General features: G+C 67.8%; 20 protein-coding genes. 9 read left to right on the forward strand and 11 right to left on the reverse strand.

Translation table 11 applies throughout. The annotated features are described in order from the left end of the window. Positions 1-199, forward strand: a 199-nt coding sequence (locus tag ACZ6SA_RS22145) for a hypothetical protein (RefSeq protein WP_465830009.1), incomplete at its 5' end; no start/stop codon positions are given. Between the two features lie 72 nt (positions 200-271). After that, entirely contained in the window at positions 272-1,534 is a 1,263-nt protein-coding gene (locus tag ACZ6SA_RS22150; RefSeq protein ID WP_465830011.1) for a cytochrome P450, read from the forward strand. Positions 1,535-1,722: 188 nt separating this feature from the next. On the opposite strand, the gene ACZ6SA_RS22155 is transcribed toward ACZ6SA_RS22150, so the two are convergent. From ACZ6SA_RS22155 to ACZ6SA_RS22170, 4 genes are all read right to left on the reverse strand, one after another. Then, positions 1,723-2,499 (reverse strand): IclR family transcriptional regulator, encoded by a 777-nt coding sequence (locus ACZ6SA_RS22155; RefSeq protein WP_443153884.1) that lies wholly within the window; start codon positions 2,497-2,499, stop codon positions 1,723-1,725. Between the two features lie 142 nt (positions 2,500-2,641). Further along, entirely contained in the window at positions 2,642-3,592 is a 951-nt protein-coding gene (locus ACZ6SA_RS22160; RefSeq protein ID WP_465830013.1) for a carbohydrate ABC transporter permease, read from the reverse strand. Continuing rightward, positions 3,582-4,334 (reverse strand): carbohydrate ABC transporter permease, encoded by a 753-nt coding sequence (locus ACZ6SA_RS22165; protein WP_443153952.1) that lies wholly within the window; start codon positions 4,332-4,334, stop codon positions 3,582-3,584. Before ACZ6SA_RS22165 ends, ACZ6SA_RS22160 begins: the two co-directional genes overlap by 11 nt. A gap of 197 nt (positions 4,335-4,531) precedes the next feature. After that, on the reverse strand, positions 4,532-5,845 hold the full coding sequence (locus tag ACZ6SA_RS22170) for an ABC transporter substrate-binding protein (RefSeq protein WP_465830015.1): 1,314 nt from the start codon (positions 5,843-5,845) through the stop codon (positions 4,532-4,534). A 194-nt stretch (positions 5,846-6,039) separates the two neighbouring features. Between ACZ6SA_RS22170 and ACZ6SA_RS22175 the strand changes: the two genes are divergently transcribed. The 6 genes from ACZ6SA_RS22175 to ACZ6SA_RS22200 all read left to right on the forward strand — a co-directional run bounded on the left by ACZ6SA_RS22175 (position 6,040) and on the right by ACZ6SA_RS22200 (position 14,181). Beyond that, on the forward strand, positions 6,040-7,008 hold the full coding sequence (locus ACZ6SA_RS22175; RefSeq protein ID WP_465830362.1) for an SDR family NAD(P)-dependent oxidoreductase: 969 nt from the start codon (positions 6,040-6,042) through the stop codon (positions 7,006-7,008). A gap of 44 nt (positions 7,009-7,052) precedes the next feature. Beyond that, on the forward strand, positions 7,053-8,153 hold the full coding sequence (locus ACZ6SA_RS22180) for a mandelate racemase/muconate lactonizing enzyme family protein (RefSeq protein ID WP_465830017.1): 1,101 nt from the start codon (positions 7,053-7,055) through the stop codon (positions 8,151-8,153). Then, positions 8,150-9,025 (forward strand): RidA family protein, encoded by an 876-nt coding sequence (locus tag ACZ6SA_RS22185; RefSeq protein WP_465830019.1) that lies wholly within the window; start codon positions 8,150-8,152, stop codon positions 9,023-9,025. Before ACZ6SA_RS22180 ends, ACZ6SA_RS22185 begins: the two co-directional genes overlap by 4 nt. Positions 9,026-9,035: 10 nt before the next feature. Next, positions 9,036-9,794, forward strand: a complete 759-nt coding sequence (locus ACZ6SA_RS22190; protein ID WP_465830021.1) for a creatininase family protein — start codon at positions 9,036-9,038, stop codon at positions 9,792-9,794. A gap of 53 nt (positions 9,795-9,847) precedes the next feature. Then, positions 9,848-10,708: an HAD-IIA family hydrolase gene (locus ACZ6SA_RS22195; RefSeq protein WP_347643570.1), complete on the forward strand. Its 861-nt coding sequence runs from the start codon at positions 9,848-9,850 to the stop codon at positions 10,706-10,708. A gap of 569 nt (positions 10,709-11,277) precedes the next feature. Continuing rightward, a complete protein-coding gene (locus ACZ6SA_RS22200; protein ID WP_465830024.1) occupies positions 11,278-14,181 on the forward strand; it encodes an AfsR/SARP family transcriptional regulator in 2,904 nt (967 codons plus the stop codon). Positions 14,182-14,276: 95 nt separating this feature from the next. Here ACZ6SA_RS22200 and ACZ6SA_RS22205 read toward each other — a convergent pair whose 3' ends face one another. The 5 genes from ACZ6SA_RS22205 to ACZ6SA_RS22225 all read right to left on the reverse strand — a co-directional run bounded on the left by ACZ6SA_RS22205 (position 14,277) and on the right by ACZ6SA_RS22225 (position 16,855). Beyond that, complete coding sequence (locus ACZ6SA_RS22205; RefSeq protein WP_465830026.1) at positions 14,277-14,444, reverse strand: hypothetical protein; 168 nt, start codon at positions 14,442-14,444, stop codon at positions 14,277-14,279. 160 nt (positions 14,445-14,604) lie between these two features. Next, a complete protein-coding gene (gene purU / locus ACZ6SA_RS22210; RefSeq protein WP_347643568.1) occupies positions 14,605-15,450 on the reverse strand; it encodes a formyltetrahydrofolate deformylase in 846 nt (281 codons plus the stop codon). A 14-nt stretch (positions 15,451-15,464) separates the two neighbouring features. After that, positions 15,465-15,860 (reverse strand): nuclear transport factor 2 family protein, encoded by a 396-nt coding sequence (locus tag ACZ6SA_RS22215; RefSeq protein WP_347643567.1) that lies wholly within the window; start codon positions 15,858-15,860, stop codon positions 15,465-15,467. A 44-nt stretch (positions 15,861-15,904) separates the two neighbouring features. Next, a complete protein-coding gene (locus ACZ6SA_RS22220; RefSeq protein ID WP_347643566.1) occupies positions 15,905-16,078 on the reverse strand; it encodes a hypothetical protein in 174 nt (57 codons plus the stop codon). Positions 16,079-16,096: 18 nt separating this feature from the next. Further along, positions 16,097-16,855, reverse strand: coding sequence for a thioesterase II family protein (locus tag ACZ6SA_RS22225; RefSeq protein ID WP_347643565.1), 759 nt, complete (start codon positions 16,853-16,855; stop codon positions 16,097-16,099). A 174-nt stretch (positions 16,856-17,029) separates the two neighbouring features. Between ACZ6SA_RS22225 and asnB the strand changes: the two genes are divergently transcribed. Next, the gene (asnB, locus tag ACZ6SA_RS22230) at positions 17,030-18,853 is read left to right on the forward strand and encodes an asparagine synthase (glutamine-hydrolyzing) (RefSeq protein ID WP_347643564.1); all 1,824 of its coding nucleotides are present in this window, start codon (positions 17,030-17,032) and stop codon (positions 18,851-18,853) included. A 200-nt stretch (positions 18,854-19,053) separates the two neighbouring features. Here the strand turns inward: asnB and ACZ6SA_RS22235 are convergent, their stop codons facing one another. Continuing rightward, positions 19,054-20,244: a GntG family PLP-dependent aldolase gene (locus tag ACZ6SA_RS22235; protein WP_347643563.1), complete on the reverse strand. Its 1,191-nt coding sequence runs from the start codon at positions 20,242-20,244 to the stop codon at positions 19,054-19,056. A 75-nt stretch (positions 20,245-20,319) separates the two neighbouring features. Then, entirely contained in the window at positions 20,320-20,520 is a 201-nt protein-coding gene (locus ACZ6SA_RS22240) for an MbtH family protein (RefSeq protein ID WP_347643562.1), read from the reverse strand. Positions 20,521-20,528 lie beyond the last annotated feature (8 nt).

Here is a 20,528-nt window from a genome sequence, read left to right on the forward strand (position 1 = left end):
GACAACCCTTCTACCAGGGGCTCTTCTACTTGTCGATCAAGCTCTTCCGCGCAGCATGCCCGCGACCTGCGGCTTCAGGTTGGAAAACACTCATTGGACGATCTGCGAGTTCCTACGCAACGAGTTGGGGCTTTCGCTGGACGAAATCAATCAGATCGGCAGGAACTCAGCGCGTTCTATCGCCGCTGAAGTGTCGTGATCCTGCATCAGTAATCCAGTGCGTTTCGTATAGCCGTCTGAGTCGATCGGTCACCGCCAAGGAGCCTTGACCATGGAACAAGCGGTCGGCCGGTCCGGCTCGGTGCTGAACGGGTGTCCGGTCGCAGGCATGCCCGCACCGGCCCTCCTGCCGACGGAGTTTGAGCACCCACTCCACCCGCCGCGAAGGCTGGCCACACTCAATCGCGAATTTCCGGTGAGTCGGTTGCTGTATCCAAGCGGCGAGGTGGGTTGGCTGGTCACACGGCATACCGACGTTCGTGCGGTGCTCGCGGACACGCGGACCTTCAGCTCGAAGAACCGCGCCAGGTTCTTCAATCCGACGAGTTCGAGGCCATCGGAGCACGCCGATCGAGTGTCGCCGGCGGGGGCGTTCATAAGTGAGGACCCTCCGGCCCATGGGTTCTATCGGGGCAGGTTGGCCGGGTACTTCACCATGCGACAGATGACGGCTCTCCAACCACGTATCCAGGAGATCGTCGATCAGCAGTTGCACGAAATGGTGCGTGGCCCGCGACCGGCTGATCTGGTTCAGGCGTTCGCGGCTCCGGTACCCTCGCTCGTGATCTGCGAGTTGATCGGCGTCGCTCCCACCGATCAAGCACTGTTCCAGCGGGTCGCGGCCACGGTGTTCAGTTTGACAGCGAATCCGGATGAGGCCGAGGCGGCGACCGACGAGCTTCGTGAGTTCATGCTTGAGCTGGTGCGGCACAAGCGAGCGAATCCTGATGGGGCGCTTCTGTCCAGGCTGGTCGCCGACGAGTCCGGCGCCCGGCCACTCACCGAACAGGAACTGGTCAATATTTGCCTGCTGCTCCTTGTCGCCGGTTATGAGTCCATGGTGAATACGCTGGCTCTGGGTGTGCTGACCCTCCTATGCAACCCGCTACAGCTCCGGCGGCTACACGCCGACATGTCCCTGGTTGACAATATGGTGGAGGAGCTTCTGCGGTTTCTGCCGATCACGCGGATCGGTCTCGTACGCGTCACGACCCGGGACACCACGCTGGGGGGACAGGAGATGAAAGCCGGAGAACCAGTGGTGGCCGCCATCGTGGCCGCCAACCGTGACCCGAATGTCTTTACCGACCCCGACTTCCTGGACATCACGCGCGACACCCGCCATCATGTCTCCTTCGGTCATGGCCCGCATTTGTGTATCGGTCAGCAACTGGCTCGAACCCAGCTACGCATATCTTTCCGTGCGCTGTTGGAGCGATTTCCGAATCTCGAACTCGCAGTACCGCTGGAACGGATTCGGTTCCGCATCGATCGAGAAATCTACGGCGTCCATGAACTGCCGGTCACCTGGTGAGCCGCCCGGTGACCCGGGAGGAGTCTCACCTCTGGGCCACACGGCGCCGGCGCACGAATTACGCGGAACATCGGCTGGTGAGGGTCCGCTCGCGGTGACCGTCGCGCTGGGTGGTGCGCTCTGGCCGCGCCGATCACGCTTTCCTGGCCGACGGGCCGGCCGGGCTGCGGTGGCGGTCGTTCGTCGGGCTATGGCAGCTTGCCAGAGCTCGGCAGGGAGTTCGTGTATCCCATCGATGAGGAGATTGCTCTGGCCGCGTCCATCAGAGGGCCGGTCGCGTCCTTCATGCGGCTTTCGTCGAACCAGGTCGACGGCCCGGAGACGCTCAGTGCTGCTACCTCCGACATGGAGATGGGAATGGGTGCGGCGACCGTGTGGACCCCTCGCATGGTTTCTTCGAACGCCCAGGCGTACCCGCGCCGGCGTGTTTCCTCGATTTGAGCGAGAAGCCCGTTCAACGTCGGAGGGGTTACGTGGGTGAATGCCGCGTCTCCCACGTCGAGCGTGAACTGGATGAGTTCTTCGCGTGACAGGCTTGCCAGTAAGACCCGGCCTGCCGCACCGGCCCACAGCGGGTACGGTCTGCCGACCTCGGCCTTCGCCTTGAGCCCGGACCGCGACTCGACCTGCTCCACGTAGACCCGCGAATGCCCTACGCGCACCGCGAGAGCTATGGTCTCGTCAAGGTCGTCCCGCAGCCGCATCATGTGCGGTAGCGCCTGGGAGCGGACGTCGATTCGGTCCAGGTACGACATGCCCAGGGTCAGGGTCTTCGGGCCGAGGCCATATCTGCGTGAGGCGGAATCCTGCCGGACGAGGCCGCTCTGCTCCAGCGCCTGCAGCAGTCGCTGGACGGTGCTCTTCGGCAGGTCAAGGAGAACGCCGATTTCGCGGGCGCTGGCGTCACGGCCGACCTCGGCGAGGGCGGACAGGATATCCGCAGCTTTGCGGACGGATTCGTTCATGTTACTCCCTCGCAGCAGGCTGCTGTGATTATGGCACCTCAGGCTTTGCGGGAGGCCACCGGCGTCGTACCGGTAGAGATCGGGGCGACCGCCGGCTTCACGCGGGCTTGCGGCCGTTCTCGGCGTCGTTCCGGTGCCTCGATCACTTCCCCGCCCCGAGGGTGATGCCCTCGATGATTCGGCGCCACAACCACAGGTAAAGAGCCAGCATGGGCAGGACGAGAATGCATACGCCGGCGAACAGCCCGCCGTAGTCGGCGCCCGAGAACTGCATGCTCGACAAGAAGTTGAGCAGCGCCAGGGAGACCGTGTACTTGTCCACGGTCTGCAGAAAGACAATGCCGAGCAGCGTCTCGTTCCACATCGAGATGATGTTCAGGATCAGGACGGTTATAAGGCCCGAGCGGGCCAGGGGCAACATGACCTGCCAGAATGACCTGAACGGGGAGGCCCCGTCGATCGCGGCAGCCTCCTCGATCTCACGCGGCAGAGTGCGCATGAATCCGGTCAGCAGGAACACGGTGAATGGCACGTGCGTCGCGGTGTAGATGATGAAGAGACCCAGGAGGCTGTTGACCAGGCCGACTTTCGACATCATCTCGAACAGCGGGATGACGGTCACCTGCGCCGGGATGCCGAGCCCGAGCGCGAAGAACACGCTGAGCGGCCCGGCGGAGCGGGTGCGGATGCGGCTGAGCACGTATGCGGCGGGGGCGGAGACCGCCAGGGTACAGAAAGAAGCTCCTAGCGCGAGCCCGGCCGTGTTGAGCGTGGCGCGGGCGAAGCCGCTCTCGTTCCACGCGTTCTTCCAGTTTTCCAGGTGGAGCGAGCTCGGAATCCCCCAGGGCGCCCTGAAGATGTCAGTGGTGTTCTTGACCGATGACAGGATCAAGAACGCGAAAACCAGCAGGTTGAAGGCGACGAAGGCCCAGACCAGAACGCGGCCGAGGGCGCGGAGCGGGTCGCCCCCCGCCGTTCTGACGAGCGGGGATCTTCCACGGGACGGGCGTCGGTCACGGCCCTCGCGTACAACGGCGGGATCGCTGCGCGGCTGCAACACCCCGGCCTGCGCACCCGGGTTCTCAAAATTCAATGGGATCCCTCCGGAGCAGGCGCCTCAGGACGACGATCAGGACGGTGAACAGCACCAGCATGAGAATGGCTGACGCTGATGCGTAACCGAAGAGGTACGACGGGCTCCTCCCGCCGAACGACTCGCCGTAGACGAAGAGCGCCGAATTCCACACGGCCGGCGGTGGCAGATCATTGGTCGTTCCGCCGAAGGCGTAGATGAATTCGAAGATCTTCAGCGAACTGATCGTCCAGAAGATGGCGGCAACCGATATCACGTCCCACGACAGCGGCAACGTGACGAATCGTAGCCGCTGATATGCGTTCGCCCCGGCCAGCAGCGCGTCCTCGTAGAAGTACCGCGGAATACGGTCAACGGCGGCCAGGATGATCGTGACGTAGAGACCGGTGGAGATCCAGACCGTGCCGATGAGGATCATCAAGAAGAGATTGTCGGCGTTCAGCCAGGGGATCGGTTCCGTCCCGAACACCTTGGACAGGATGGTGTTGACCGTACCGTTGTGCTCGAAGATGAACCCCCACACGATCGACAGGACGATGGCGGACACGATGTGGGGAAAGAAGAGCACCGAACGGATGAACGACCGCCCACGCATCTCGCGGACGATCATGGTCAGGACGAAGCTGACGGCGAAGATGGCGGCGCCGGCTCCGACCAGGATGATGAGGGTGTTGACCAGCGCGGTGCGGAAGGTGGGGTCGCCGAAAAGCGCGAAATAGTTGTCAAGGCCGTTCCACCGCATCTCGCTCACGCCGTCCCACCGGTGGAAGCTGATCCACAGCGCGGCGAGGGTCGGCCCGATGACGAAGGCCAGGTACAACACGAGCGCGGGAACGACGAAGGGCAGGTACAACCGTCGGCGCGACCGGTCGAAGGCCCCCGTGCTCCGGGGTGAGCCACGCCAGAGGCGCGGCCCACCCGCAGGAGGTGTCGCGAGCGTCATGAGTGGTGTCCCGCCCAGAAGTCGCGCTGACCGGTGGTGATCTGGGCGATGAACTCGTCCGGTGTGACTTTGCCGGTCATGAGCTTGAGATTCAGCGGCTGGAAGACCTTCTTGTCGAAGTCCGAGAAGTCTCCGAGAACTCCGTCAGTGATCTTGCTCAGGTTCTTCTCCTGCAGGAGGGCGTTGACGTCCGCCAGCTGCTTGGGCACCTCGACATCCGATCGGGGGGTGAGGTTGTTCGCCTCGCTGGAGATCTTGGACAGCCGCTCCTTGTGGAGGAAGTGGGCGATGAACTTCTGGGCCTCCTCGGCGTGGCCCGCCGCCTTCGGGACAGCGAATCCGATGACGCTCGCCGGCAATGAGTCGTCATTTCCGAGCGTCGGGAAGTTGAACGACCGGTACTCGAAACCGGGTGCCGCCAGCGTCTCGGTCTCGGTCGGAGCCCAGCTGCCCATGTAGAGGAAGTCCGCCTGGTTCTGCGCCCACTTCGTCTGGATGGCGGGGAACTTGCTGCTGTCGTACCCCGGTATGAAGTAACCCTGCTTCGCGAGGTCGGCGATGGCGGTGAGCGCGTTGCGGACGTCGGCGTTGTTCCAGCCGCTTGCCTGCTTGTCCGACACGAGCTTGTAGAAGCCACCTGTGCCGAGCGTTCGGGCCAGTGCCGTCGCCGTCCAGAACTCCGCGTACCCGGCGATGTCCCCGTCGAGGGCGATCGGGTTGCGGCCGGACGCCTTCGACTTGGCCAGGACGTCCGTGAATTCCTGCCACGTCTTCGGCGGGTTGCTCGCGACGTCGGGCAACGTCTTGGCGTTGTACCAGATCGAGTATCCGATCACCTCGTACGGGATCAGGAACTGGGCGCCGTTGGCCGCGGTCGTGAACTGGTCGTATTTTTTCGGGATCACCTGGCGGACGGTCTTGCCTTCGCCAGGTATCTCCATGTCGTGTACATCGCTCAGGTCCTTGAACTGATCATTTTTGACGATCGCGTTGCTGACCGTGAAGTACTGCTGATCGATGAGGTCGGGGACGTTGTCGGTGCGCAGCGCCGCCAGGAGTTTCGTGACATTGTCGCGCCCCTGCCACTCCACCTTCACCTTGATGCCGGACTCTTTCTCGAAGTCCGCGAGCGCCTTCGCCAGAACTTCGGCCTGCGGCTCTTTCTCCTGCCACATCGACCAGTAGGTGAATTCCTGAGCCGAGTCGTCCCCCGAGCCGTCGGCGGAACAGGCCGAACCGAACAGTCCTAGTGTGACGGCGAGCATGAGGGCGGCTGCTCTCTTGCGGCGGCGCCGGTGTCGCATCTGCATGGGCGCATCCTTTCAACGCGTCCCATTCAGCGGGACAGCGGACCGTTTCCCGAGGGGGTCGAAGCTAGGCGGTGCTTGCGGTGCGTGTCAACGGCCCCACCCAAGATGCCTGCGGAACGCCACCTCCTGTTCGCATTGCCGCCATTGATGGCAGCCCACGAAGCATGATTGACTCGATCTCCGTGCCACCTATAATGGTCCACCGTCCCATAAAATGGGACAAAGCAAATGAGGATCGAGGGTATCTCGTGGTGGAGTCTGGACCGCGACCGTCGGCCGGAATCGTTCCTTCTACAGCACCTGAGCACGCCGTTCCCGCTCACGACCTCGCCGGCCACACAGTCCTTGTCACCGGGGCGTCCGGCCCCGGAATCGGCTCCGGAGTGTGTGACGCGCTCCACGCGGCAGGGGCGCGACTCGTCATCAACGACCTGGTCGATGAGCACGTAGAGAGAACGGTGCGTCGCTACCCCGGCGCGGTGGGTGTGGCCGGGGACGTCTCGCGGCCGGACGACGTGGCGCGGATATTCGAGGAGGCGATCGACCGCGCCGGGCCGCTGACCGGACTCGTCAACAACGCCGGCGTCGGGCTCATCGCACCGATGCTCGACGCGACCCAAGCCGAGTTCGACCGCGTCGTCGACATCGACTTCCGGGGTGTCTGGCTGATGAGCCAGGCCTTCGCCCGGTCAGTGGTGGCGCACGGCCGGCCGGGCGCCATCGTCAACGTCTCGTCGGTCCACGCCGACAAGACGATCGGCCAGTACGCCATCTACGCCAGCGCCAAGGCCGCGGTGGAGGGGCTGACCCGCGCCTGCGCCGTCGAATTCGGATCGATCGGCGTGCGCTGCAACGCCATAGCGCCGGGATATGTCCCGATCAACCGGGATCTGGTGCCGCCCGGCTATCCCGCGCACGACGCCTCCTGGATCGCCGCGCACACCGGCAGCGAGCAGGTGCTCCAGAGGACGATCGAGCCGATCGACTGTGGCTGGGCAGTGCGGTTTCTCCTGTCGGAGCAGAGCCGGTGCGTCACGGGCCAGGTGATCACCATCGATGCCGGGCTCACCGCCCGGCTCTACAACGGCGAGATGAGTGCTCGCATCTATGCCGATCGAAAACGGCAGGCGGCGCTACGTGCGGAAGGCCCGGACGCGCGATGAACGATCCCATGCGGATTTCACGGATCCGCGCGACCGAGGTCGTCGTGCCCGCGCATCCCGGAGTCATCGAGTCGCCATCGCTTCACCGCCCGCTGCACAACAAGCCGTGGAAGGGCGCCGCGAGCTGGTCCGTCCAGTTCGACGAGATGCCCAAGGTCATCCTCGAACTCGAGCTGCGGGACGGGACGGTGGGCCTCGGCGAGTTGTACCGCGCGCACGACTGGGAGTCCGTGGACGCGCTGGCCACCGCGCTGGTGGGCCTGGATCTGCGGTCAGTGAGCATGCAGGACGTGCCGCTTCCTCGTGTCCACGAGTTCGACGGCTTCGAGATGGCCGTCTGGGATGCGTTCGCGCGATCCCTCGGCCTGAGGGTCGTCGACCTGCTCGGCGGACCGCTGCGCGACCGGGTCGCGGTGAGCGCGTGGTCGAGCCACCGCACAGTGGATGACGTCGGCGATCTGGTCCGCTCCTTCGCGTCCGCGGGCTTCACGACCGTCAAGTTCAAGTGCTCGCTCGAGGACGACGTCGTGGCGTGGTGCGGAGCCATCGCCGAGCGGGCACCCGCCATGTCCGTCGTCCTCGATCCCAACGGCCGCTTCGAACACCTCGCAGAAGCGCGCGCCATCGGGCTGGCGCTGGCCGAGATAGGCAATGTCGCCTGCCTTGAGGATCCGATCCCGCACTGGATGCTCGATGAGTGGTCACGGTTGCGATCCGTCGTCCCGATACCGCTGGCACGCCACCTGTCGCTCGCCTACCCGCAGTTTTCCGACCGCGGCAGTGAAGCCGTCGCGGTACTCCAGCGCGGCACCGCGGACATGTTCAACATCACCGCGGGGTTGAGCGATTTCCGTCGCCTCGACCACGCCCTGGACCTGTTCAACATGCCGACCTGGCATGGATCGCAGGTCGACCTCGGTATCGCGGAGGCCGCCTATCTCCACTCCTGCGCCGCCGCACGAACGTGCGTGCAGCCCAGCGACATCTTCGGACGCCTGATCCGGTCCCACGACCTGCTCCGCCAACCACTACGGATCGAGCCCCCTTACGCGTTTCTTCCAGACGGAATCGGTCTAGGCGTCGAGCTCGACGAGCAGGCCCGCGTCGAGTTCCGGACAGCCGAGAAGGAGTACCTGCCGCAGTGAGCCCGAAGAACCCATTCCCAGCAGATCCCGATCGCGGCGCGATCTGGACGATGCTCGTCGACCGCGACATCAGCGCGTACGTCCGCAACGAGTGGACCATGGTCGAGGCCGACTATGTCAGCTCGTCGGAATTCATGTCGATCGATGCCAGAAGGACGTCGAACCCCGATTCCTGGAGAGTCGGGCAGAATCTCGCGGCCTACCGTGACTCATGGTCGGCGGGCAGCGCGGAACTGGGCGCGGCCGTTCCGGCTGACACGTTGGAGGCCGGGTTGCGGGAGGCCACGACGCTGCGGGACATCGAGATTCACGAGGCGGACGCTGTCGCGCACAAGAAGTTCGACGGGACGATCCGCCGTCGCGACGGTGGACTGGTGCACCTCAACTGGCAGACCCTCTACCTCTGCCGGCGGGACGCCGATCGCTGGCGCATCAGGGGGTTCATCGGCCGGCTGCCGAACCCGATGGGGGACAGCTCCGTCGCGTCCCCCGCGAAGGACCTTCCTGCCCATGCCACCCAACATGCCACCGCCGGGCCCTACTCCCCGGTCCTGACCGTGCGGGCGGACCGACTGGTCGTGGTGTCCGGCCAGGCCGCGATCGTGCAGGACGGCTCGGTCGTCGGGGATGACATAGAAGAGCAGACGCATCTCACTCTCCAGAACTGCCGACGCCAGCTGGCGTTCGCCGGATGCACGCTCGCCGACGTCGTGAAGGTGAACGCCTATCTCACCGACATGGCGACCTGGGGACGTTTCAACTCGGTCTACCGGACGTACATGCCGGAACCCTGCCCCGTGCGCACAGTGGTCGGAGCGGCTCTGCTCGACGGGCTCCTCGTCGAAGTGGAGATGTGGGCGGTCGCACGATGAGAGCCGCCTCATGACGTACTGGGAACAGATGACCTCGGCCCGACTCGCCACGGTCGACAGGTCCCTGCCGGTCATACTCCCGCTCGGTGCGGTCGAGCAGCACGGACCACACCTCCCGCTGGCGACGGACCGTATCCTCGTCGACCACTTCTGTCGGGGGATCGACCGGCACCTCGGTGACGACGTGCTGATCCTGCCCACCGTCTCGGTCGGCTACTCCAAGCACCACGACGACTTTCCCGGCACCTTGTCCCTGACGCACGAAACGCTGCTGCGCCAGATCGTGCAGACCGCGGACTCAGCTCTGCGGCACGGCATGACCAGCCTGCTGATTCTCAACGCCCACGGTGGCAACGAAGGCATCGCCCAGGTCGCCCTGGAACAGCTCGGGCACAGCCGGCCCGAATGCAAGATCGTCCGGACGGCGTGGTGGCAGATAGCTTCCGAGGCCCTGCTCGCCATCAGTACGACCGGCCCGGGCGGTGTCGGTCACGCATGCGAACTCGAAACCTCGCTGCTGTTGGCCATCGCCCCCCACCTCGTTGACGAGTCCGCCATACCGCCGCGCGAGAACAAGAGCTGGTTCAGCTGGGACACCGCCGACATGCTCCGCTCGGGGAGCGCCATCATCTACCGCCGCTTCGCCGACGTCTCGTCCACGGGCGTGTTCGGCGACCCCCAGGCCGCCTCCGCGGAAAAGGGGCAGCAGATCAGCGAGATCGTCACGCAGCGCCTGGTTGACCTCGTCCGGTCCATGACGGTCCGGTGAGGGCAGACGTCATTCGTGCAGGACTTCCGGGCCCCACTGACGAGAGGAACCCCGTGCGAGGCGACAACGAGTGCAGGCGCGCTGGCCGGACCGTGCGCCCCGGCGCGCGCCGGGGCGCGTACCGGGCCGTGATCTGCGACCTCGACGGCACCGTGTATCGAGCGGGCCGGCCGCTGCCGGGAGCCGTCGAGAGCTTGGAGCGGATGCGCGCGGCGAACGTGCCCGTTCTCTTCGTCTCCAACAACCCCACCCGCTCCTCGGCATCGTACGCCGAACGGCTGCGGGCGCTGGGCGTGGCCGCAGCGCCGGAAGACGTGCTGACCTCTGGTGGCGTGGTCATAGATTGGCTCCTGGCCGAGGCGGCGGGCGCACGGGTCCTGCTGGTCGGCGAATCGAGCCTGCACGCCGAACTCGCCGGACACGGCATCGGTCTCGTCGACAGCGGCCGCGACGCGGATGTGGTCGTGGTTTCGTTCGACCGTACCTTCGACTATCGCAAGTGGATGGAGGCGTTCCGCGCGCTGCGGGCCGGAGCCCGGTTCGTCGCCACGAACCCCGACCCGACCTGTCCCGTCGACGATGGGGAGGTCCCCGACTGCGGGGGAATCATCGCCGCTCTCGAGGTGACCGTCGGACGCCGGGTCGAGGTCGTCGTGGGCAAGCCGTCGGCGATGATGGCGCACGCCGCACTCGATCGGCTGCGGGCCGCCGCTCATGAGGTGCTCGTCGTCGGGGACCGGCTCGAAACAGACGTTCGTCTGGGCACGCGCAACGGCCTGGACACAGCGCTCGTCCTGACTGGTGTGACCGATCCGGCCGACCTGCACACGGCACCCGACCAGCCGACCTTCGTCCTGGACGATCTCGCGGCGCTGCCGTCCCTGGTGGGGCTCACCGAACCGGAGGCCGGCTGAGCATCCTCAGCACCAGGCTTCCGGCCGGCACCGGCTTGCCGCCGAGGTATCCGACGAGCAGGTCGCGAACCATAACGGGGCCCGGAAGACTACGGGGACGCCCGCGTGCCCGTAATTCAGCGGTCTGGAAGAATCTTGGGTGAGCTGACATGGGTACGGCCGGGTCGGTGATTTAGTTCGTCACGGCCGTGCCTTTATGTCGATACAACACGCTGGTGGACGCGCACTGCCGTCGGCCGCAAAGAGTGTCAGAAGATCGCTTGCGTGCGGCATTCAGGAAAGTGCGGTGGCCGGAAATGGCGGCCAATTCCAGCCGCGCGACCGCCGCTAATCGACCCTTTTGGAAGGTAGAGGAATTGGGTCCTTGACGCGGCACCTGTCCCTATATACGTTGATCGCAACAACCTTCCATGCCGCCCCCGACGCCGCACCTCACCGGTGTCAGGCGGGCATGGAACGCGTGCTATTCAAGTTACTCAGAATGACTCGGGGGCCGCGCAGTGGCTGGGGGTTTTGGAACGCCGTTCCGGATCCTCGGGCCCATCGAACTCTGCAACGGCGACACCGTCGTGCCCATCGCACCCGGGCGGCAGCCGATCGTTCTCGGGGCGCTGCTGCTGGAAGCCAACCACATCGTCAGCACCGAGCATCTCATCGACGCCGTGTGGGACGAGGATCCTCCGTCGAGCGCGCGCAGCCAGGTGCAGATCTGCATTTCGGCACTGAGGCGGCTGCTCACGCTCTTGCCGGTCGAGGCCGAGATCGTCCGGCGCTCGCCCGGCTACCAGCTCAGCATCACGCCGGAGGATCTGGACTCGTACTGCTTCGAGAGCTTGGTGCACGAGGCCGGGAACCTGGCGCAGGCGGAGGACATCCTCGGGGCGGCCGAGATGTTGCGGGAGGCGCTGTCCCTGTGGCGGGGACCCGCGCTCAGCGGGGTCGCGAGCCAGGTGCTGGAGAGCAAGGCGCTGCGTCTGGACGAGTCCCGGCTCACCGCCCACGAGACCTGCATCAACCTCGAACTGGAGCTGGGCAGGCACCGCGAGCTGATCGGCGAGCTGACGGACCTGGTGCGGCGCAACGCGCTGCGCGAGCGGCTGCGCGGCCAGCTGATGCTTGCCCTGTACAGATCGGGACGGCAGGCGGAGGCCCTCGACGTCTACCGGGCCGGGCGTACACACCTCATCGAGGAACTGGGCCTGGAGCCGGGCGAGGAGCTGCGCCAGCTCGAATCGGCGATCCTGGCGGGCGACGAGTCGCTGCTGCTCGACCGGCCGGCTCACGCCACCGCCACCGCCGCGTCCGCGTCCGAACAGCCCGCGGTGCTCCTGTCGGTCACCCCGCACCAGCTCCCGACCGACATCCCGGACTTCACCGGGCATCGGTCCCTGATCGAGACGGCGGAGAACTTCTTACGCGGAGGCGATGCCGAGGCGGTCCGCATCGTCGTGATCAGCGGCAAGGCGGGGGTGGGCAAGAGTTCCCTGGCCGTGCACCTCGCTCACCGCCTGTCCGGCGAGTTTCCCAACGGGGAGCTCTACCGGGACTTACGGGGCAGCCAGCCTCAGACCGTGCCACCCGCCGACACGCTTGGCACGTTCCTGCGCTCGCTCGGGATCCCGGGCCCTGCCGTGCCGAGCAGCGTCGAGGAGCGTACCGCCACCTATCGCAGCATGCTGGCCAACACGCAGACGCTGGTGATGCTGGAAGACGTGGAGAGCGAGGCCCAGGTCGTCCCGCTGCTGCCGGGCAGCGCCGGATGCGCGGTGATCATCACCAGCCGTGCGCGGCTGACCGGGCTGCCCGGCGCGCTGCAGCTCCCCGTGGAGGTCATGGACCAGGAACAGTCACTAAAGCTGATCGGGAAGGTCATCGGCCCCGACCGGGTGGCGGCCGAGCCGGAAGCCGCCGCCGCGCTGACCCAGGTGGTGGGCGGCCTGCCGCTGGCGCTGAGGATCGTGGCGGCCCGGCTCGCCGCCCGCCCGCACTGGTCGCTGGCCTCGATGGTGGGCCGCCTGGCCGACGAGCGGCACCGGCTCGACGAGCTCGCTCACGGCGAGATGGTCGTCAGGAAGAGCCTTTCGCTCACGTACGAGAGCATGGACGAGCGCACCCGCAGGCTCCTGCGGCTGCTGAGCGTGGCGGAGTCCGTGACGATCCCCGCCTGGTTCGCCGGGGCCCTGCTCGACGACGACGTGTACCGCGCCATGGACCGGCTGGAGCAGCTCGTCGACGACCAGATGCTCGACGTGGCCGGGGTGGACGCGGGCGGCGATCCGCGCTACAAGTTCCACGGCCTCATCCGGGTGTTCACCCGGGAGCGGCTGCACGAGCACGAGGACGAGCCGACCAGGCTCACCGTACTCGGCCGGGTGACGGGCGCATGGTTGCACATCGCGGAGGAGGCGCACCGCCGCCTGCACGGGGGCGACTACACGCTCCTGCACGGCTCGGCCCCGCGCTGGACACTCCCGGGCCACCACCTCGACCGGCTGCTGGAGAGCCCGCTCGACTGGCTCGAACGCGAGCGGGGCAACCTGTGCGCCGCCGTGATGCAGGCCGCCGACCACGGCCTGGACGAGGCGTGCTGGGACCTGGCGGTCACCCTGGTGTCCCTCTTCGAGACCCGCAGCTATTTCGAGGACTGGCAGCACACGCACGAGAGGGCGTTGATCGCCACCAGGTCGGCGGGCAACGTGCGCGGCATGTCGGCGCTCATGTGCTCGCTCGGCTCCATGCATCTCAACCAGCGCCGCACCTCCCTGGCGCGCCCGCTGCTGGAGTCGGCGCTCGCCCAGTTCCGCGAACTCGGCGACGAGCACGGTACGGCCCTGGCCTCGCGGAACCTGGGCCTGCTCCACTACCGGCAGGGGGAGCTGGACAGGGCCGCGGAGCTGTACCGGCAGGCACTGGCCGGGTTCCGGCTCCACACGGACCTGGTCGGCGAGGCCCACGTCCTGGCGAACATGGCGCAGATCGAGCTGGACCTGCAGCAGTACGCCGCGGCGGAGGAACGGCTGAACCGGGCCCTGGAGATCGTCAGGGAGACCAGCAGCCGCCGGGTGGAGGCCCAGGTGCTGAACAAGCTCTGCAAGACGCACCTGCTGAGCGGCGACTACGAGCGGGCCGAGCAGGTCGAGGGCACCGTCCTGCGCATGGTGCGCGACATCGGCGACATCATCGGCGAGAGCTACGCCCTGCAGAACCTCGGCATCGTGTACGGCCGGCAGCGGAAGTTCGACACGAGCGAGCGCATGCTGCGGCAGGCGGTGGAGGTCCGGGAAGGGATCATGGACCATCTGGGCGCCTCGCAGATCCGGCTCGACCTGGCCGAGATCCTGACGGTCAAGGGTGACACCACCGAGGCGCTGGCGGTCGCGGAGAAGGCGCTGGCCATGTTCCAGGAACGGCAGGCCGAACAGTGGTCAAGGAGGGCCGACGAGATCGTCGCGGCCCTCCTTGACCGGGGGTGACCCGGCTGCCGGGGTCGGCTGCCGGATTCGGGCGGGTTCAGCCCACGGGGGCGGGAGTGGGCTGGTCCCACGGCGTGTCGTTCGTGGGGGTGGAGCTAGTCCCAGGGCGTGTCGTCGTTGGTGGGGGTGGGGCCGTCCCAGGGGGTGTCGCTGGTGGGGGTGGGTCCGTCCCAGGGGGTGTCGGCGTAGGCGATGGCGGTGGCGGGGCCGAGCAGGGTGGCGAGGGAGATCGTGGCGGTGATGACGATCTTCTTGATCTGCATGGCGGGGACCCCTTCACCTGGGCTTTCGGCTGGTTGCTGCGATGCCTCAGAAGGTATGGAAGGAGTCATTCGCGGCCCTATCGCGCGGCTTATCGCCGCCGGGTGCGTCCCGTGATGGCGCGACGATAGGTTCGTGACAGCAGCCTCGTGACGGCTTCGCCTACCTGAACACCACCACCCGGTTGCCGTTGAGAAGGAGCCGGTGCTGGATGTGCCACTGGACCGCCCGCGCCAGCGCCAGGCACTCGACGTCGCGCCCGGCGGCGGCCAGGCGGTCGGGACAGAAGGTGTGGTCGACGCGGACGACCTCCTGCTCGATGATGGGCCCCTCGTCCAGGTCGGCGGTCACGTAGTGCGCGGTCGCGCCGATCAGCTTCACCCCGCGGACGTGAGCCTGCCGGTACGGCCCGGCGCCCTTGAAGCTGGGCAGGAACGAGTGGTGGATGTTGATGGCCCTGCCGTCGAGCTGCTTGCACACGTCGTCGCCGAGGATCTGCATGTACCTGGCCAGAACGACCAGGTCGATCCGATGCTCCTCCACCAGCGCCAGCAGCCTGTCCTCCGCGTCCTGCCTGGTGTCCGGGGTCACGGGGACGTGCTCGAAGCGGATCCCGTGGGAGGTCACCAGGTCGGCCAGGTCGGGATGGTTCGACACCACGAGCGGGATGTCGGCGGGCAGCTCTCCGATGCGCCGGCGGAAGAGCAGGTCGTTGAGGCAGTGGCCGTACTTGGAGACCATGATGAGGAGGCGCGGCCTGGCGGAGGCGTCGGCGAGCCGCCATTGCATGCCCAGGCTCTCGGCCGTCGGGGCGAAGTCGGCCCGCAGCTCCGCGAGGTCGCCCGGCGCGCTGAAGTGCACGCGCATGAACAGCCGGCTCGAGGCGTTGTCCCCGTGCTGCTGGCTCTGCAGGATGTTGCCGCCGTGCCGCAGCAGGAATCCGGAGATCGCGTGAACCACGCCCGCGCGGTCGGGGCAGGCGAACGTGAGCACATACTCCTCCGACATGCCATCCTCCTAGGTCAGCCAGGGGCGATGAAGTAGAACGTCTGCTGGGCGGAGAAGAGGCCGCTGGCGGAGAGCGTGAAGACGTCGGCGAACTCCAACGGCCCCTCGCCGGGCTCGTCCGGCTCCCGCGTACGGCTTCCGACGACGGCGATGTGTTCCGTGGAGGCGATGACCGTGCTCACCGTGTGGTGGCAGCGCCCGACCCGCTTCTCCTGGAAGCGCTCCAGCTCGGTCCGGCCGCGCACGGTCAGGCCTGGCCTGCTCAGCACCACGTCCTTCTCGAAGAGCGAGGCGTAGGCGTCGACGTCGCCGGCGTCGAGGTACTCGTAGCTGAGCTGGGCGTGGTCCACGGCGATGGAGGCGAGGCCGGCGCTGCGGACGCATCCGGCCCGCGGATCATCGTGAGACATGGTTGCGGTTCCCTCTGTCTGCGGCGGGCGGGGCGGGCCGGCGGTCAGGAAGCTCCGTGCCGCTCCCGGACCATCAGCAGGAAGAGCTCGTCCTTCTGGTCCAGGGCGTGGATGCGGGAGAACATGCCGTCCAGGTCCCGCGGGCAGGACAGGCGGCGGTGGTGGCGGCTGCGGAAGGCGTCGCAGCGCTGCTCGATGACCTGGCCGTAGTCGTTCATGGGTGTCCCTTCTCGCCGCTAGCCGCGGCTGAACTGGAGCTGGCCGAGCAGCTCTCCCACGGACTCCAGCACCGTGGGCAGCTCCTCGTGGATGAAGAAGTGGTCGCCCGGCAGCACGCGCATGCTGAACGGCCCGCCGGTCAGGTCGCCCCAGGCGGCGACGTCCGCCACGGAAACGGCGGCGTCGGCGGCGCCGCACAGCGCGTCGATCGGCACCGGGATCGGCGTGCGGGGAGCCCAGGACTGTCCGGCCACCACGGCGAAGTCGGCTCGCAGGGTGGGCAGGGCGAGGTCGACCAGCTCGGGCGAGTCGAAGAACGCGGGCGGCGTGCCGCCGAGCCCGCGCAGGTGAGCCAGGAACTCCTGGTCGGGCAGCAGGTGGGCGGCGGCGGGCGGCCCCAGGTGCGGCGGCGGCGAGCCGGCCGCGATGATCCGCTCGGGCAGCGGCCAGCCCCGCTCCAGCAGGGCGCAGGCGACCTCGTACGCGATCCGCGCGCCCATGCTGTGCCCGAAGATCGCGAACGGCCGGTCAAGGTACGTGCGCACGCCCGCGAGGAGGTCGTCCACGAGAGCGCCCATGTCGTGGTGCGGCGGCTCGCTGAACCTGCTCCCCCTGCCGGGCAGCTGGAGCGGGATCACCGCGGCCCCGTGGATCTCCCGTGGCCATTCCTGGTACACGTTCGCGCTGCCACCCGCGTAGGGCAGGCAGAACAGGATGCGCTGCGCGTCGCCTACGGGCCGGGCCGTCCAGCGGCCGGGCCGGGTTCTGAGGGACATGGGTCCTCCTTGACTTCCCTGTGTCTCCAAGGTCCCCGCAACAGCCGCGGGACACAATCAGGGGAAATCCCCTGATGCGCGGACCCAGGGGGAAGTCCCGCAGGTCGCTTGCCCCGTCCGGGGTGTTCGGCATATCACCGATTTCAGGCCGCTCTCACGGAAAGGTGTTCGGCGATGTGTGGAATAGTCGGATGGGTCGACTGGCAACGTGACCTACGCGACCACCGCGACGTGCTGGCCGCGATGACCGAGACGCTGGCCTGCCGGGGCCCTGACGGTTCCGGCGTGTGGACCGCCCGTCACGTGGGGTTCGGGCACCGCAGGCTGGCCGTGCTCGACGTGGCGGGCGGCGCCCAGCCCGCGGTGGCGGAGGCGGTCGCGATGACCTACAACGGCGAGGTCTACAATTTCCGCGAATTGCGCGATGAATTACGGGCCAAGGGCCACCGCTTCACCACCACGTGTGACACGGAAGTGGTCTTGCGTGCCTATCTCGAATGGGGAGAGGATTTCGCCGGACGGCTGTCCGGAATATATGCGCTGGCCATCTGGGACGGGCGTACCGAAGAGCTGGTGCTGGTGCGGGACCGGCTCGGCGTGAAGCCGCTGTACTTCACCGGGACCCCGCACGGAGTGATCTTCGGCTCTGAGCCCAAGGCCCTGCTGGCCAACCCCGGCTTCGCGCCCGTCATCGACGCCGACGGGCTCGCCGAGCTCTTCGCCGCCGCGTCGGCGCCCACGCCCGGCCGCTCCCCCCTGCGCGGCCTGTCCGAGGTCCGCCCCGGAACGCTGGTACGGGTGAGCAGGCGGGGCACGCGCCACCGCACGTACTGGAGCCTGACCGCGCGGCCCCACGAGGACGGCGACGAGGCGACCGTGCGGCGCGTGCGCGAGCTCCTGAGCAGCGCGGTGGACGAGCAGCTCGTCTCCGACGTGCCGCTGTGCAGCCTGCTGTCGGGCGGCCTGGACTCCAGCGCGGTGACGGCCCTGGGCGCCCGGTCCTACCGGGGCGGCGCGTACGGCGACAAGCTGAGCAGCTACGCGGTCGACTTCCACGACAGCGGCAAACATTTCCAGGAGACCACGCTGCACCACAGCCTCGACGCGCCCTACGCCCGGGCGGTCGCCTCCCACGTCGGCACCAGCCACACCGAGGTGCTGCTCGACGTGCCCGACCTGCTGGCCTGGTCCGACGCCACGACCAGGGCGCGCGACCTGCCGGGGCTGGGCGACGCCGACATCTCCCTGCACCTGCTCTTCCGCAGGGTGGCCAGGGACTGCACGGTCGCGCTGTCGGGCGAGTCGGCCGACGAGGTGTTCGGCGGCTACCCGTGGTTCGCCAGGGAGGCGGCCGAGCCCACCGGGTTCTTCCCCTGGTACCGCGCCGCGCCGCTGGGCCTGGCGGGCCTGCTCGGGGCGGAGGCCGCGGCCTGGTGCCGGCCCGGCGCGTACCTGGCCGAGAGTTACGCGCAGGCGATGCGGGAGGTGCCGCGGCTCGGCGGGGAGAGCTCCGCCGAGCGGCGGCTGCGCGAGGTCGGCCACCTGTACCTCACGCGTTTCCTGCCTCTCCTGCTGACGCGCATGGACCGCATGAGCATGGCGGCGGGGCTGGAGGTCCGGGTGCCGTTCTGCGACCACCGGCTGGTGGACTACGTCTGGAACGTGCCGTGGCGGCTCAAGAACGCCGGCGGCATCGAGAAGGGGCTGCTGCGCCGCGCCGTGGCGGATCTGCTGCCCGCCGAGGTGCTCAACCGGCCCAAGAGCGCCTACCCCGCCATGCAGAACCCCGCCTACGTGGCATCGCTGCGCGCCCGGGTGCGCGACGCGGTCGCCGATCCGGCCGGTCCGCTGAAGGACCTGCTCGATCCGGGCGCGGTCAGGGCGCTGCTCGACCCCGGCGGCCCGCAGCCCGCCACCACCCTGGGCAGCGTCCGGGCGCTGGGGTTCCTGGTGCAGTTCGACCACTGGTTCCGTACGTACGGCGTGGCGTTCGCCTGAACGCCGGCGGCCCGGCTCGTCGTTCACGAGCCGGGCCCTCGTGCTCTTCAGTAGGGAAGTCTCCGCCCGGAGGGCGTGCGAAGATCGGGCTGCTGCTCGCGCAGGTGCTTGGAGGGGCGCTTGGGGAGCTGGATGCGCTTCATGGTCCGGTCCTTCCCTGGTTCCGGCGTTTCCTCTCACCTCCACGATGCGAAGTACCCTTATCGTCGCGGCATCATCCCGCTCTCATGGCGGGCCGGGAACTCGGCGCCACGGGGGCCCGGGGCCAGCAGGTCGGCGAAGATGGCGATGGCCCGGTCGATGGCCTCCCGCCCGACGTACGCGTGCGTCACCGCCCGGATGCGCCCGCGACCGAGCTCCTCCACCCGCACGCCCCGCCGGGCCGCGGCGGCGATGAACGACCTGGTGGTGTACCGGTCGTCGCGGATGCGGAAGAAGACCATGTTGGTCACCGGCGGGCCGGGGTCGAGGCGTACGCCGGGCAGCCTGGACAGCCCTCTGGCCAGCCGGGTCGCGTTCTCGTGGTCCTCGGCCAGCCTGTCGGTCATCTCGGTGAGCGCGATGATGCCGCACGCGGCGATCATTCCGGACTGGCGCATGCCGCCGCCGAGCATCTTGCGCATCCGCCGGGCGTGCGCGATCAGCTTGCGGTCGCCCACGAGCACGGATCCGATCGGCGCCGAGAGCCCCTTGGACAGGCACACCTGGATGGTGTCGGCGTAGTGCCCGATCTCGGCGGGCGTGACGCCGAGCGCCACCGCCGCGTTGAACAGCCGGGCCCCGTCCAGGTGCAGTCCGACGCCGTGACGGCGGGCGAGCTGGCCTACCTCGGCCAGGTAGTCGAGCTGGAGGGGCAGCCCGCCGCACCGGTTCTGCGGGGTCTCCAGGCTGATCACCGCGGGCGGCGCGATCTGCGGGTCGGAGCGGTCGACCGTGCAGGCCTCCTCGATGTCGGCCAGGTCGATCGTGCCGTCGCGCTGGTTGGGCAGTGCGTCGTAGACGATGCCGCCGCACAGTGAGGCGCCACCAGCCTCGTAGACGTAGATGTCCGACTCATGGCCGACGATGGCCTTGCCTCCGCGCGGGCAGTGCGCCAGCAGCGCCGTGAGGTTGGCCATGGTGCCGCTCGGCATGAGGCAGCCGGCCTCCTTGCCCAGCAGGTCGGCCGCCAGGGCCTCCAGCCGGGTCACCGTGGGGTCCTCGCCGTAGACGTCGTCGCCGAGCGGGGCGCGGGAGGCGGCCTCCAGCATGGCCGGGGTCGGCAGGGTGAAGGTGTCGCTCCTCAGCTCCACATGGCCGGAGGACTCGGGAGAGCCCGCGCCGCCGGCCGTGAGGATCGGCGCGGGGTCGTGCATCACGTCGTACGTAGGGTTGTGCAGCAGGCTTGTCATGGGATCTCCAGGGGAGCAGCGCGGCGGCGGAGGTGCCGGCCGCCCCGGACGTCCGGAGCGGCCGGCGGGGAAGGGCTAGCGGGCGGTGGCGGCCATGTGCTCGCGCAGGCTGCGCGGGCGCATGTCGGTCCAGATCTCGTCGATGTGTGCCAGGCAGTCGTCCTTGGGCCCGGCGAACCCCTGGGCCTGCCAGCCCTCGGGCGGCTGCCGGTCGGCCGGCCAGATCGAGTACTGGTGCTCGTCGTTGCGTACCACGGTGTACTGGCGCTCGGTCATGATGCTCT

It is taken from the genome of Nonomuraea sp. NPDC049378 (assembly GCF_055586745.1).

Excerpts from the sequence above, each read along its gene's own strand:
- ACZ6SA_RS22150 (WP_465830011.1), top strand. The coding sequence starts at position 272 with ATGGAACAAGCGGTCGGCCGGTCCGGCTCGGTGCTGAACGGGTGTCCG.
- ACZ6SA_RS22155 (WP_443153884.1), bottom strand. The coding sequence starts at position 2,499 with ATGAACGAATCCGTCCGCAAAGCTGCGGATATCCTGTCCGCCCTCGCC.
- ACZ6SA_RS22165 (WP_443153952.1), bottom strand. The coding sequence starts at position 4,334 with ATGCGGTGGAACGGCCTTGACAACTATTTCGCGCTTTTCGGCGACCCC.
- ACZ6SA_RS22170 (WP_465830015.1), bottom strand. The coding sequence starts at position 5,845 with ATGCAGATGCGACACCGGCGCCGCCGCAAGAGAGCAGCCGCCCTCATG.
- ACZ6SA_RS22175 (WP_465830362.1), top strand. The coding sequence starts at position 6,040 with ATGGTCCACCGTCCCATAAAATGGGACAAAGCAAATGAGGATCGAGGG.
- ACZ6SA_RS22190 (WP_465830021.1), top strand. The coding sequence starts at position 9,036 with ATGACGTACTGGGAACAGATGACCTCGGCCCGACTCGCCACGGTCGAC.
- ACZ6SA_RS22205 (WP_465830026.1), bottom strand. The coding sequence starts at position 14,444 with ATGCAGATCAAGAAGATCGTCATCACCGCCACGATCTCCCTCGCCACC.
- purU (WP_347643568.1), bottom strand. The coding sequence starts at position 15,450 with ATGTCGGAGGAGTATGTGCTCACGTTCGCCTGCCCCGACCGCGCGGGC.
- ACZ6SA_RS22215 (WP_347643567.1), bottom strand. The coding sequence starts at position 15,860 with ATGTCTCACGATGATCCGCGGGCCGGATGCGTCCGCAGCGCCGGCCTC.
- ACZ6SA_RS22220 (WP_347643566.1), bottom strand. The coding sequence starts at position 16,078 with ATGAACGACTACGGCCAGGTCATCGAGCAGCGCTGCGACGCCTTCCGC.
- ACZ6SA_RS22225 (WP_347643565.1), bottom strand. The coding sequence starts at position 16,855 with ATGTCCCTCAGAACCCGGCCCGGCCGCTGGACGGCCCGGCCCGTAGGC.
- asnB (WP_347643564.1), top strand. The coding sequence starts at position 17,030 with ATGTGTGGAATAGTCGGATGGGTCGACTGGCAACGTGACCTACGCGAC.
- ACZ6SA_RS22235 (WP_347643563.1), bottom strand. The coding sequence starts at position 20,244 with ATGACAAGCCTGCTGCACAACCCTACGTACGACGTGATGCACGACCCC.
- ACZ6SA_RS22240 (WP_347643562.1), bottom strand. The coding sequence starts at position 20,520 with ATGACCGAGCGCCAGTACACCGTGGTACGCAACGACGAGCACCAGTAC.